This window comes from Halobellus sp. Atlit-38R (assembly GCF_003665925.1).
GTDB lineage: Archaea > Halobacteriota > Halobacteria > Halobacteriales > Haloferacaceae > Haloquadratum > Haloquadratum inordinatus.
In genome coordinates this window covers 81900-94601 of record NZ_QXIJ01000002.1, presented here as the reverse complement: position 1 = coordinate 94601, position 12702 = coordinate 81900, and the positions used below count along the sequence as shown (strand labels likewise).

Annotated in this window: 11 protein-coding genes; 2 read left to right on the top strand and 9 right to left on the bottom strand. The window is 67.9% G+C overall.

Translation table 11 applies throughout. The features are described 5' to 3' along the window. Window positions 1-2: 2 nt before the first annotated feature. The 9 genes from D3D02_RS03035 to arcC all read right to left on the bottom strand — a co-directional run bounded on the left by D3D02_RS03035 (window position 3) and on the right by arcC (window position 10376). Window positions 3-1331: an amino acid ABC transporter substrate-binding protein gene (locus tag D3D02_RS03035; RefSeq protein ID WP_121568515.1), complete on the bottom strand. Its 1329-nt coding sequence runs from the start codon at window positions 1329-1331 to the stop codon at window positions 3-5. A gap of 225 nt (window positions 1332-1556) precedes the next feature. After that, window positions 1557-3101, bottom strand: a complete 1545-nt coding sequence (locus tag D3D02_RS03030; RefSeq protein WP_121568514.1) for a DASS family sodium-coupled anion symporter — start codon at window positions 3099-3101, stop codon at window positions 1557-1559. Further along, complete coding sequence (locus D3D02_RS03025; protein WP_115821740.1) at window positions 3101-3349, bottom strand: helix-turn-helix transcriptional regulator; 249 nt, start codon at window positions 3347-3349, stop codon at window positions 3101-3103. Before D3D02_RS03025 ends, D3D02_RS03030 begins: the two co-directional genes overlap by 1 nt. 117 nt (window positions 3350-3466) lie before the next feature. Then, a complete protein-coding gene (locus D3D02_RS03020) occupies window positions 3467-4315 on the bottom strand; it encodes a hypothetical protein (protein ID WP_121568513.1) in 849 nt (282 codons plus the stop codon). A 173-nt stretch (window positions 4316-4488) separates the two neighbouring features. Further along, the gene (yciH, locus tag D3D02_RS03015) at window positions 4489-4782 is read right to left on the bottom strand and encodes a stress response translation initiation inhibitor YciH (RefSeq protein WP_049985144.1); all 294 of its coding nucleotides are present in this window, start codon (window positions 4780-4782) and stop codon (window positions 4489-4491) included. Between the two features lie 122 nt (window positions 4783-4904). Then, window positions 4905-7175, bottom strand: coding sequence for a transglutaminase domain-containing protein (locus tag D3D02_RS03010; RefSeq protein ID WP_121568512.1), 2271 nt, complete (start codon window positions 7173-7175; stop codon window positions 4905-4907). Then, on the bottom strand, window positions 7172-8305 hold the full coding sequence (locus D3D02_RS03005) for a DUF58 domain-containing protein (protein ID WP_121568511.1): 1134 nt from the start codon (window positions 8303-8305) through the stop codon (window positions 7172-7174). The genes D3D02_RS03010 and D3D02_RS03005 overlap by 4 nt, the downstream gene beginning before the upstream one ends. A gap of 1 nt (window position 8306) precedes the next feature. Beyond that, a complete protein-coding gene (locus D3D02_RS03000) occupies window positions 8307-9281 on the bottom strand; it encodes a MoxR family ATPase (RefSeq protein WP_121568510.1) in 975 nt (324 codons plus the stop codon). Between the two features lie 129 nt (window positions 9282-9410). Continuing rightward, window positions 9411-10376 carry a carbamate kinase gene (gene arcC / locus D3D02_RS02995; protein WP_121568509.1) on the bottom strand — a complete coding sequence of 322 codons (966 nt, stop codon included), beginning with the start codon at window positions 10374-10376 and terminating at the stop codon, window positions 9411-9413. Window positions 10377-10465: 89 nt separating this feature from the next. On the opposite strand from arcC, the gene D3D02_RS02990 reads away from it, so the two are divergent. Together D3D02_RS02990 and D3D02_RS02985 are read left to right on the top strand one after the other, a co-directional pair. After that, entirely contained in the window at window positions 10466-11806 is a 1341-nt protein-coding gene (locus D3D02_RS02990; RefSeq protein WP_233560569.1) for a cyclic 2,3-diphosphoglycerate synthase, read from the top strand. 80 nt (window positions 11807-11886) lie between these two features. After that, window positions 11887-12618, top strand: a complete 732-nt coding sequence (locus D3D02_RS02985) for a TVP38/TMEM64 family protein (RefSeq protein WP_233560568.1) — start codon at window positions 11887-11889, stop codon at window positions 12616-12618. The last annotated feature ends 84 nt before the right edge of the window (window positions 12619-12702 follow it).

Here is a 12702-nt window from a genome sequence, read left to right as displayed (position 1 = left end):
TCTCAGCGCTCACTCCAGTCGGGCATCGGGTAGATGGGGTCCGATTGGGCGACGTTCTCGGGGTAGGTGATCTGGAGGCCCGGATCGGGCTGCCACTGGTAGACGAGCATATTCTTGTTGATGACGCCGGTGTCGTCGAAGGACACCGTGCCGTACACCGTCGAGAACTCCGCCTGCCGGATGTGGTCGCGGACCGCCGTCGGCGTGACTTTGCTAACGTTCTCGAACGCGTCGACGAACGTCATAATGACTGCCTCGCCGGCCGCGCTGTGGTAGTCCGGCGTGTAGTCGTAGTTCTCCTCGATGGCGGAGACGAAGTCGCCGGTCGCTCCGTACACCGGGTCCTCGAAGTCGGCGTTGACCGCCCACGAGGAGGGGCCGTACATATAGTCGCCGTTCGCACCGACCTCGTTTTTGAACGACTCGTTGAGGCTGCCGACCGTCCCCATCGCGGCGTCGACGTTGACGCCCTGGCTCTCCATCTGGTTCGCCAGGATGATGTTGTGCTTCTGGTGCGCACAGAGGAGCAGCACGTCCGCACCGGCGTCGCGCACCCGACCGAGGTTCGTCGAGAGGTCCGACGTCCCCGAGGGGAACGTCTGGTCGACGACCAGTTCGAGGTCGGTCTGTTCGATCTTGTTTCGCGCGCCCTCGGCGGTGGACTGGCTGAACGTGCCGTCCTCGGCGAGGATGGCGATTGACTCCGGCGTCTCGTCCTGCGCGAGGCACATATCGATGTAGCTCTTCGCGTACTTGTTGGCCGTCGGCAGGAGGCCGAAGATCCACTCGTTGCCCTGCGCGAAGATCTCGGGGCTCGCACCGCCACCCTCGACCATCGGCTTCTGATTCTGCGCGGCGACTGCGCTCGCCGGGAGCGTCACCGTACTGGAGTACGGACCGAGCAGGTAATCGACGTTCTCGCGGTCGATGAGCTCCTGATAGATGCTTTTCGAGGTGGAGGCGTCGGTCCCGTCGTCCCGGAGGATCATCTCCAGTTCGTAGGTGTTGCCGTCGCCCGCCTCGACGCCGCCGTTGTCGTTGATGCGCTGAATCGTCAGTTCGTAGGCGTCCTTGTACAGTTGGCCCAGGTCGGCGTTGTCGCCGGTGAGACTCATCGACCCGCCGAGCGTGATGGTGTCCATCCCGCTGTCGGCGCTCCCGGTCGTGCCGCCGTCGGTCGACTCGCCGCCGTCGGAGCCACTGTCGGTCGACTCGCCGCCGCCGTCGCCGTTGCCGCCGCCGCCGGAACAGCCTGCGAGGCCGGCGAGGCCGATTGCACCTGTACTTCCCGCAACTCGTAGGAACGTCCGTCGATTCTGATTGTCTGCCATGGGTTCTCTGGCAAGCGCGTATCAACGATACACGCTCTGTACTGGCCATAGTCTATCACGGTAATAAATGTTAATGGTTGATCCGGAGAACTACGTATCCCACTCTATGCGACTATAGGTCACTGGTAGGCTGTCGCCCGTCCGCCGGTGCGGGCCGCCGCTCGTCCGTCGGTACGTATCGGGCGACCGGGGGACCGCCTCCGCGTCGGTCTCACTCGGAGGCGATCACCAGAGGACGATCGGCCAGACGAAGGTGAAGAGCACGACGACGAGCACCGTGAGCACGAGCGTCATCAACGTGTTCAGGATCACGCCGGCGCGGATCATATCGCGCTGATCGAGGTGCCCGCTCCCGAAGACGATCGCGTTGGGCGGCGTCGCCACGGGGAGCGCGAACGCGAAACTCGCCGCGATCGCGCCGGTGACGGTGAGGAAGATGGCGGCCGGCACGGGATCGACCCCCAGCGTCCCCGCGAGCACGCTCCCGAGTCCGATGAGAATCGGCGCCAGAATCGTCGTCGTCGCCGTGTTCGAGGTGAGTTCGGTCGCCAGCACCGCGAAGACGATCACGACGACGATCACGAGCACGAGCGGTGCTCCCACGACGGTCTCGAAAAGCGACTGCGCGAGCCACGCGGTGGCGTCGGTGTCGGCCAGCGCGTCGGCCAGCGAGATCCCGCCGCCGAACAGGACGATCGTTCCCCAGTCGATGTCGACGAGATTCTCCCAGTCGTCCGCGTCGCTCACCACGAGTGCGGGGATTGCCAAGAGCCCGACGACGACGAAGTAGAGGATCCCGCGGTGGCCATCCAGGCCGAACAGGTTCGGCCCCTCACCGCCGAACAGCGTCACCTGCCACACCGGGGGGAGAATCCCCTCGAAGAGGAAGCCGAGCCCACCGAGGATCCACAGCGCCGCCGTCGCCGCGAAGATGTACGTCGCCCGCCGGGCCCGCGGCGAGAGTGGCCCCTCCTCGGCGAGGAAGTCGCCAGCCTGCGCCTGCGCTTCGGTCACGTCGTCGATCTCCGGCGGATACAGCCAGAACGTCAACACGTACCAGGTCAGCGGCAGCGTCACGACGACGATCGGGACCCCCACGACCAGCCACTGTACGAACGAGATCTCGACGCCGACGAGGCGATCCAAGAACGCGACTGCGACGACGTTCGGCGGCGTGCCGATGAGCGTGCCGACCCCGCCGACGCTGGCGGCGTAGGCCGTCCCCAGCAGGGTCGCGACCCGCATATTCGACACTCCCCCGTCGGCTTCGCGGCCGACGACCCGCGCGAGGACGCCGAGCGCGACCGGCGTCATCATCGCCGTCGTCGCGGTGTTCGAGACCCACATCGACAGGAACGCCGTCGAGAGCATAATCGTCAGGATGAGCAGTCGCGGGGAGCGTCCCATCCAGTTGATCAGATACAGCGCCAGCCGTCGGTCGATGTTGTGCGTCTGCAACGCTTTCGCCAGCATAAAGCCCGCAATGAACAGGAAGATGAGCGGATCGGCAAAGCCCGACAGCGCCGTCTCCATCTGGTCGTAGATCCCGAAGATCGTCAACACGACCGGGATGAGCAGCGCCGTCACCGCGAGCGGGAGCGCCTTCGTCACCCACAGAATCGCCGCGAGCGCCATCGTCGCGAGCGCCAGTTGCGCGGCCTTGTCGAGTCCCGCGGGTGTCGGTGCCGTGGCGATGAGCGCGGTCGCGACGACCGCGACGAGAATCGCGGTGGCGCGCCGTCGCGCCGACGCCTGCGCGCTCCACAGCATCAGAAGTTCACCACCAGCACCTCGATCTGCTGGTCGGTCAAGTTCGCGCGGTAGGTGTCGAACAACTGTTCGAGGCGGTCATCGGAGAGACTCCGCGTATCGCTTTCCAGCATCGAAATGTGTGCCTGCATAATATCGTCGACCTCGGTTTCGACGTCCCGCTGGCTATATCCTGCCGCAACCCGGAGGAGGCGCCACGCCATCGGCGAAATCTCGCGAACGTCTACGTCGTCTCCACCGGCTCCCATCTGTCGATACTGGTAGCCTCTCACGAACTTACATAATTGTTCGTTTTAACTTCGGGCGGTGCGCGGGGCCGTCCTCCGCGTACGGGGCTTCTCCGCCGCGGCCATCTCCGACGGGCCCTACGGCCGCCCGACCTGCTGACGACGTAGCCAGAGGTAATACCCGCCCGCCGGAACCGAGAGCAGCCAGACAAGCGGCACGAGCACGTTGCAGAGGTGGACGACGGCCACAGCTCCCCACACGCGCCGGTCGGGTGCCCACGCGACGTCGCTCTCGCGGATCCGTCGCGTGTCGAGGAACAGCGAGAGGCTGAACACCGGGATGAGTAGCACGGACGCGACCAGCGAGAATACGACGGCGAACGGGAGGAACACACCCACTGTTGGGATCGTCTCGTAGACGAACCGCGCGTTCTCCGGCATCCCCATCACTGCGACCAAGCCCGGCGTCGCCACGACGACGACGAGAAACGCCGCGACCGTGAGCGCGACGCCGTAGTACCACCGCGAGATTCGTTCAGGCGCTTCGCGTGCGTCGTCTGATCCTGCCTCGTCGCGAACGCGGTCGCCTTCGTACCACCCGTCGCCGCTGTAGACGTCCCGTGCGGCGCCGCTCCCGGCGTCGCTGGAGCGGAACCGGCGCAGGAGGTACGCGCTCGCGACGAACACCAGAAGCGGCGAGTCCGCGAGCACCAGCCCGACGATCGGGACCGCGATCCCGAGTCCGCCCCAGATCCGAGGCCGCGGAACCCACGTTTCGGCACTCCGTGCGACCGCTCGCGCATCGAAGTACAGCGCGGCCGCGAATACGGGAATCAACAGTTGGCTCACGACGACGAGGACACCGGCGATGAGCCCGAGGGTCGTCGCCGAACCACTCGACTCGGGCGTCAAGACGAGACCGAGCCATCCGACGACTTCGAGTACTGGAGGGAGGGCGACGCCGACCCACCAATCTGAGTCGACCATACTCCGCGTGGCGTCGCCGCTGGTAGAATCCTTTCGGTCGCAGCGGTGATCGAACCGTGAGGGCTGCGGCTCAGCGTGCGCTCTCGGACGTGGGCATTGTGTAACTACAGCGCTGCCGCTATTTGCGTGGCATCGCACGAAAAACCGCTCGACGTGGGACGGTTAGGTGACGGTCACGCGACGTTGAAGCCCTTGTCGCGGAGGAAATCCTCGACGCGACCGGTGTGGTTCCCCTGGAGTTCGATGGAACCGTCCTCGACTGTGCCACCGCAGGCGAACTTCGACTTCAGATCCGAGGACAGACTGTCCATATCTACGTCCTTGGGGTCGAACCCTTCGATGACCGTTACCTCTTTTCCGTAGCGGCGCTCGTCGATGCGGATGGTGATCTCCTGGGACTCTTTTGCGACGTCTTCGCAGACGCAAAGCTCCTCAGGGAGTCCGCACGTCGAGCAGACTTCCGACATTACAAATCGAATCTACAGGATGGGGATATTAAACAGTATCGGGAATCCGCCCCGAACGCACAGCCGCCGAGGTCCGGGGCGGTCAATCTACTCGGCTGCCGACACGAGCACGCACGACACGGTCACTGGAACCGCCGGAGGAGCGGCGTCGACGAACGGACTAGTCGGTCGACAGTCGAGACCGCTTCGTCGGCCTCGGCCGCACTGACACCGTCGCCGTAGCGTGCGCGCTCGTAGTACGCACCGACGCGCCGTGCATCTTCGAACCGCTCCGTCAACGGCACCGACCGCAGGTACGACCGCGGGGTCTCGCCCCGGCGACGCGGGCGGTACTCGCGTTCGAGCACGGCTTCGAGACGCCGGTACGCCCGAGCGACGTCGGTCTCGGGGTCGCGCCGCCGCTGGTGCTGGATCGCGAGCAACCGCACGGTCCGATCCGCTGCACCGGTTCGGTGCGCGCCGGCTGTGAGGCCGACGAGCGCGACGGCTCCGACGAGGAGCGTCCGTCCCGACGGTAGGTTCGGCACCGGGATCCCGCCGCCGATCGGCGTCGACGACGTGTCGGTCGCGTCTGCAGTGGCCGCCCATGTCGCGCTTGCGGGCGTCGTCGCCGTCACTCCCGCCGGCGTCGACCCGCCGGGGGCGCCAGACACGGCGGGCGTCTGGTTCTCGATGCCCGCCCCCGGCGGCGGCGTCACCGTCTCGTTCGGGCCCGGTAGGTCGATGTTCTCCTCCTCGTTCTGTCGTGCCTCGGTGAGGCGCGTGTTCTCCGCCGTCTCGCGCGGCCCCGACGGCGTGGGATCGAACCGGACCCAGCCGACGTCGGGGAAGTACACCTCGACCCAGGCGTGGGAGTTGAGCCCGCGGACGACGTAGCTGTCGTTCCCGACGTTCTCTCCCGGCGTGTAACCGGTGACGAACCGTGCGGGGACGCCCTGGGAACGCAGCATCACGACCATCGTCGTCGCGTAGTAGGTGCAGTAGCCGGCGTCCATCTCGAACAGGAACGCGTCCGCCGCATCGCCCGACGGCGCGGGGACGCTGAGTGAGTACTCCTTGCTGGATTCGAGGTGCGCTTCGATCGCGGCGGCCTTCGCGTAGGGCGTCTCCGCGTCGCCGGCGACGGAGGCGGCCCGCTCGCGGACCCGCTCGGTCGTACTCTCGGGTAACTGGAGGTACGTCTCGGTCACCCTGTCGGGATAGTCCGTCCCCGCCCGCCGGAGTCGCTCGCTCGTCGCGTTCGGGACCCTGCTCGTGACGGTGACCGTCTCGCCGGCCTGGAGCGTCCCGCCCGGTCTGACGTTCCCCTGTGGCGTCACGAGCGCGCTCGACCCCACCGGGCCGTCGAGATCGACCGGTCGCCACGCCGCCGGCAGGATCGAGATCGGATCCTCGGCCGTGACGGTCTGTTCGAGTCGACGGGACGGTCCCGGCGGTCCTCGGAGGCGGCCGTCGTACGGCCGTTCGTTCCCGGTCCGGACCCACCCGCTTCCGGTGTAGCGGTCGTATGCGGCCGTCTGCCAGTACTCCGCGCGCGGGCTCTCGACGGTGAACCGGACCGACGGCGAGAGCCGGATACTCCCGACGATTTCGACGCTGTCGTCGGCGTCGACGAGGCTCGCTTCGACCGTCGGCGCGCCGCGGTCCGGGAGGATCGGCGATCCCGCTGCGCCGGGGACGACCGACAGCGTCGAGGCGGCGACGATCATCGCTGCGAGAAGGACCGTCAGCACGTCCGCCTGCCCGACGGCGGTCCCGTGGCGGTCGAACGTGGACGCCGCGAGCAGTCCCGTCGCGCCCACGACGCCGACGAGCGTCGCAACGCCCTCCGCGTCGCCGGTGAGAACGACTAACCCGAGCGCGACGCCGCCGGCGACCGCCGCGGAGACGTAGCGCTTCCGGACCGTGAGGTACCACGAGAGAAAGACGGGACCGGGCACGACGGCCATCGCCCACACGCCCGCGCCGACGAGTCGCAGGATCGAGAGCCCGGTCAAAAGCGCGACCGTGTCGCTGAGTACGCGCTCGGGTGTCAACAGCTGGATCTGGCTCTGTGGAAGCGTGAACAGATACACCGCTAGACCGAGGCCGAGCAGGAGCGAGGTGACGACGAACGCGACGCGCACACCGACGAAGCGACCGACGAGGACGGCGAACGCGATCGACCCCCCCACGACGACGGCGAATTCGGTGCTCCCGCCGACGACGTCGGTGACGCGCCAGAGGACGCCCGCGTACGACCACGTCAGCGCCAGGAGGCTCACGACGGCGAGCGCACGGCTGCCGTCGATATCGCTTACGAATCCTGCGGTCTCGCTCGCGCCGGACCTGTCGCTCCGGCCTGACTGCGACCCGCCAAGCGACGGCGCGTCGCGACCGACGCCCGAACTCATCCGGTGACCTCCTGCGCGGTGGGGGCCGCTGTGTCTCCGGCCCCGGTCGTCAACTCCTCGAAGCGGTGTTCACGCCCGTCGAATCTGATGGACGCCGACCCCTCGTCGGCGACGACGACGACGTCGGCCTCCCGCGTCGGTACCGGGCCCGCCCCGGCGACAGCGAGGTGATCGAGCAGCGGTCTGGTCGTTCCGGGTGCCGCTTCCACACGCCCCGACGGCGTCGTGAGTGCCACCGACGCCCCGTCACGGAGCAGCGACAAACAGACGGTCGCCGCCGCCTCGGCCATCGTATCGGCCGCGTCGTCCGCTGCGTCTGCCGCTTCCCCCACAGCAGTCGTCGATTTGCTCGCCGCCGTGCGTTCTGTGTCGGCTCCACCGCCGGACTCGACGCCGGCGACGACGCGCACCTGGTCGGGGTCCGCCTCGGCAGTGAACTCCCGAACCATCAGGTTGCCGCGCTTCGCCGAGGACTTCCAGTGGACGTCGCGGAGGGCGTCGCCGCGTACGTACTCGCGCAGGTCGTCGAACTCCTCTCGGCGGTTCGCGCGCGGCGACTGCGTCAGCGTCCGGAGGTCGGCCTGCACCCCCTCGGAGAGAACGCCGACGGCAGGAAAGACGACGAGTCCGTCCCGCTCGTCGACCGTCGTCGCGCGTTTGAGCAGTCCCAGGACGTCGGTGACGACGACGCTCACCGGGCCGAACTCGTGCTCGCCGCGCCGCCGCGGAGTGATCTCGTAGGTGACGTCCGCGTCGGTCGCTCCGGCGACGACAGCCTCGTGTGTCGCGGTCGACGCACCGCCGGCGTCGCCGCTCGATGCCGCTCGGCTCCCCGTGCCCGCGCTGCTATCGATGCCGGGGGGGAGTCGATCGCGGACCGTCGCCGGGTACGACGAGGGAGCGTCGAGCGTCAACTCGACCGTCCCGGTCACGCCCGGGACGTCGGCAGGCGGGAGCGTCCGCTCGACCTCCGGCGTCGGTGCGCGCCAGACCTGGACGACGGCGGCGACGAGCGCGAGTGCGCCGGGGATCACGACCGCGTCGAGCGCGCGCGCCCCGAAGAGCGCCCCGAGCGCGAGCGCGCCGAGCACCACGATGCCGACCGCGTAGCCGCGTCGTGTCGGCCGCATACTACTCGACGGCGACGTCTTCGAGCGCGCGTTCGACCACCGTCGCGCCGTCGACTTCCGTGTCCGTCCGGACGCGATGGCTCAACACGGTCGGCGCTTCCAGCTGGACGTCGTCGGGCGTGACGTAGCCGCGGCCCTCGAAGACCGCGCGGGCCTGTGACGCGCGGACGAGCGCGAGCGCCCCGCGTGGGCTCGCCCCGAGGCGAGCGTGCTCCCGCGTGTAGCCCGCCAGCCGAGAGACGTACGCGCGCACGGGCTCGCGGACCGTCACCTCCGAGACGGTCTCACGCGCGCGCCGGACGTCTTCGACGGTCGCGACCGGCGCCAGGGACTCGATCGGATGCTCGCCCGTCAAGCGGCCGAGTAACTCGGTCTCCTCGGCTTCGGTGGGATACCCGAGTCGGATCTTCTTCGTGAAGCGGTCGATCTCGGCGACCGGGAGTTCGTAGGTCCGTCCGGGCTCGACGTCGTTCTGCGTCGCGATGACGGTGAACGGGTCCGGGACGGGGTAGGTCTCCCCGTCGACGGTCACCTGCTGTTCCGCCATCACTTCCAGGAGCGCCGCCTGCGTCTTCGGCGGCGCGCGGTTGATCTCGTCGCCGAGGACGACGTTCGCGAACACCGGCCCCGGCTGAAACTCGAACTCGCGCGTCTTCTCGTTGAACACGCTCACGCCGGTCACGTCGGAGGGCAGGAGATCGGGCGTGAACTGCACGCGCTTGAACGAGCAGTCGAGCGAGGTCGCCACCGCGCGCGCCAGCATCGTCTTGCCGACGCCCGGCACGTCTTCTAAGAGGAGGTTGCCGCGGGCGAACAGCGCGACGAGGATGTGTTCGATCGCGTCGCGGTGGCCGACGATGACGCGCTCGACGTTGTCGACGATACGTGTGGTCAGTTCGGCCGCCTCCTCGACGGCGAGCGGGGTAACCGAATCTGCGTCCGGAGTCGACTCGGGAAGGGCGTCTACGTCGGTCATTGTGGGGGCAGAGAGCGTGGAGTCGGGCTGCGTGGCGGCCGACGCGCCACGCGCCCTGTTCACGCTATCACCGGTCCATTGCTCCCCAGTCCACGTAACTTTGCTGGCACAGAGACAACAGCTAGCACACTACGGGTCGTCCTCTGCGGGGGCGTGCGCGTACACCTGTGTTCCGGCGTCGCCCGCCAGCGCGTCCGTCAACTGCTCCGGCGTCGTGATGATGGCTCGCTCGCCGTCGCCGTCCACGAACTGCAGACAGGCTTCGACTTTCGGTCGCATACTCCCCGCGCCGAACTCGCCCGCGTCGAGATGCGAGCGAAGTTCGTCGGCTCCGACTCGCCGAAGCGGCCGCTGGTCGTCCTCGCCGTAGTTCACGTAGGCGTACTCGACGTCGGTCAGGATGACGAGCGTCTCGGAGCCGAGTTCCGCCGCGAGCAACCGCGACGTGCCGTCTTTGTCGACGACCGCCTCGACGCCGCGCAGGCCGGACTCGCCGCGGACGACCGGGACGCCGCCGCCGCCAGCACACACCACGGAGCTCCCACGCTCGACGAGTTGTCCGATCTCGTCGGCTTCGACGAGTTCGACGGGATCGGGCGACGGGACGACCCGCCGGAAGGGGCGCTCGCCGTCGGACACGCGCCGCGTCTCGAAGGGCTTCTCAGCCGCTTCAGACTCCGTGTAAAACGGGCCGACGGGCTTCGTCGGCTCTGCGAATGCGGGATCGTCGCTATCGACGACCACCTGCGTCACGATCGTCATCGAGTCCGTCTGTGCCTCGCGCTCGTTGTCGAGCGCCTGCTGCAGGAGGTAGCCGATCTGCGCCTGCGTCTCGGCAACGAGTACGTCCAGCGGGAGCTGTGGCGTCTCGGTCGCGTGCTCCTGCTGGAGGAGCAGATTGCCGACCTGCGGGCCGTTGCCGTGCGTGAGCACGACGTCGTAGCCGGCGTCGACGGCCGCCGCGATTCGCGCGGCCGTCTGCTCTACGACCGCCAACTGCTGATCGAGCGTCCACGGGCCGTGCTCGCCGAGCAGGGTGTTCCCGCCCAGTGCGACGACGACGGGGGCGTCGCTCGCAGAAGATTCGGCTGCCATACGACATCCTCCGCCGGCCGCGACCGAAAGCGTTCGCCTGGTCGGTAACTGGCCGGGATTCTATGTACGATCCCGGCGAAGTGTACCGTATGGCCCCCACGCGAGTCCTCATTATGGGTGCGGCCGGACGCGACTTCCACGACTTCAACACCGTCTTCCGCGACGACCCGGCGCACGAGGTCGTCGCGTTCACCCAGACGAGCACCCAGAACGTCGGCGAACTCGACGACCTCCCCGAGCGACGCTACCCACCGGAACTGGCTGGCGACCGCTATCCCGACGGAATCCCGATCTATCCCGAATCGGACTTAGCGCGCCTCGTCGACGAAGCGGACGTCGACACGGTCGTCTTCTCGTACTCGGACGTCTCTCACGAGCACGTGATGCACCAGGCGTCGCGAGCGCTCGCGGCCGGTGCGGACTTCCGACTGATCGGCCCCGATCGGATGATGCTCGAAGCCGCTGTCCCGGTCGTCGCCGTCGACGCGGTGCGAACCGGCTGTGGCAAGTCACAGACGGCCCGGAAGTTCGCCGACCTCCTGACCGACCGCGGGAGAGACGTCGTCGTCGTCCGAGAGCCGATGCCGTACGGCGACCTCGCGGCCCAGCGCGTCCAGCGCTTCGAGACGCTCGCGGACTTAGACGAGAGCGACGTCACGATCGAAGAGCGCGAGGAGTACGAGAGCCACATCGAACGCGGCCACGTCGTCTACGCCGGCGTCGACTACGCGGCGATCCTCGAACGGGCCGAAGCCGAGGCCGACGTGATCGTCTGGGACGGCGGCAACAACGAACTCCCGTTCTACGTCCCGGACGTCCACGTCGTCGTGGCCGACCCACACCGCCCCGGCGCAGAACTGCGATACCACCCGGGCGAGACCAACCTCCGCCTCGCGGACTACGTCCTCATCAACAAGGAGAACACCGCCGACGTCGCGGGAATCCAGGAAGTCGAGGCCAACGTCCGCGAGACGAATCCCGACGCCGAGATCGTCCACGCGAACTCGACGATCACCGCCGATGGCGACGCCATCGCGGGCAAGCGCGCCCTCGTCGTCGAGGACGGGCCGACGCTCACCCACGGCGACGCCTCCCACGGGGCCGGACTGATCGCCGCCCGCAAGTACGGCGCGGCGGAGATCATCGACCCAAAACCGGCGGCCGTCGGATCGCTCGAACGGATTTTCGCCGCCTACGACCACCTCGACGCCGTCCTCCCGGCGATGGGGTACAACGACGCACAGATCCGAGATCTGGAGGCGACGATCAGAAACGCCGACCCGGAGGTCGTCGTCTCGGGCACGCCGCACGACCTCGGACGGGGTCTCGACGTCGACGTGCCGATCGTGCGCGTTCGCTACGAACTCGAAGAGAAGAACGTCACGCTGGCGTCGATTCTCGACAGGCACGCCGAGACACTCGGGCTTTGAATCCCTCCGAGATGCGTGCTCACAGGTCCCCGACTCACCACCTCTCCTAAGTATCGAGGCGTCCTCACCACGAGTAACGCGTGAGTGATACGTTCATCGACCGGATGCGAGCACGGCTCGAAGGGGTGCAGATCTTCGCCTCCGGACGCACCCGACGGCACTTTCTGCTCCACCTCGCCGTCGCCATCGTCGCGCTCGTCGCGCTCACTCTCCTCGCCCGGCCACACCTCGCGCTTCTGACCGATGCGCCCGCACTCCGCGCGTTCATCGCCCAGTACGGCATCTGGGCCCCGCTCGTGCTCATCGCGCTGCAAGCCGTGCAAGTCGTCGCCGCCCCGGTCCCGGGGCAGATCCTCGCGGTCGTCGCCGGCTACCTCTTCGGCGCGTGGTGGGGGACGCTCTACAATATGGTCGGCATCACGATCGGGAGTACGATCGCGTTCTGGCTCTCCCGGCGATTCGGCCGAGCCTACGTCGAACGGATGGTCCACGAAGACGCGCTCGCCTCCTTCGATTCGATCAGCGACGACTACGCCCGCCTCGGGCTGTTCGTCCTCTTTTTCATCCCGGGACTCCCCGACGACGTCATCTGCTTCGCCGGCGGCCTGACCAGGCTGCCCCTGTGGCAACTCGTCGCGCTCGCGATCGTCGGCCGGACGCCGGCGTTCTTCCTCGCGAACGTCGTCGGCGACTTCCTCGGGGGCGATCAGTTCGTGGCCGCCGCCGTCCTCACTGCCGTCATCCTCGCTCTGTCGGCGCTCGGCTACGCGAACCGCGATCGGATCGTCGGCCTCTTCGACGACCGCTCCTGACGGTGCCGTCCGCGAGGCCGCCGGACGCGTCGCGGGAGCGCCGTCTTCCCGTCCGCTTTTGGTCTTCGACCGCCGTCCGGTAGG

Bases quoted from the DNA above. Each gene is read 5' to 3' on its own strand.
- yciH (WP_049985144.1), bottom strand. From the start codon at position 4,782: ATGTCGGAAGTCTGCTCGACGTGCGGACTCCCTGAGGAGCTTTGCGTC.
- D3D02_RS03030 (WP_121568514.1), bottom strand. From the start codon at position 3,101: ATGCTGTGGAGCGCGCAGGCGTCGGCGCGACGGCGCGCCACCGCGATT.
- D3D02_RS02990 (WP_233560569.1), top strand. From the start codon at position 10,466: ATGGCCCCCACGCGAGTCCTCATTATGGGTGCGGCCGGACGCGACTTC.
- D3D02_RS03010 (WP_121568512.1), bottom strand. From the start codon at position 7,175: ATGAGTTCGGGCGTCGGTCGCGACGCGCCGTCGCTTGGCGGGTCGCAG.
- D3D02_RS03035 (WP_121568515.1), bottom strand. From the start codon at position 1,331: ATGGCAGACAATCAGAATCGACGGACGTTCCTACGAGTTGCGGGAAGT.
- D3D02_RS03025 (WP_115821740.1), bottom strand. From the start codon at position 3,349: ATGGGAGCCGGTGGAGACGACGTAGACGTTCGCGAGATTTCGCCGATG.
- D3D02_RS03020 (WP_121568513.1), bottom strand. From the start codon at position 4,315: ATGGTCGACTCAGATTGGTGGGTCGGCGTCGCCCTCCCTCCAGTACTC.
- D3D02_RS03000 (WP_121568510.1), bottom strand. From the start codon at position 9,281: ATGACCGACGTAGACGCCCTTCCCGAGTCGACTCCGGACGCAGATTCG.
- D3D02_RS03005 (WP_121568511.1), bottom strand. From the start codon at position 8,305: ATGCGGCCGACACGACGCGGCTACGCGGTCGGCATCGTGGTGCTCGGC.
- arcC (WP_121568509.1), bottom strand. From the start codon at position 10,376: ATGGCAGCCGAATCTTCTGCGAGCGACGCCCCCGTCGTCGTCGCACTG.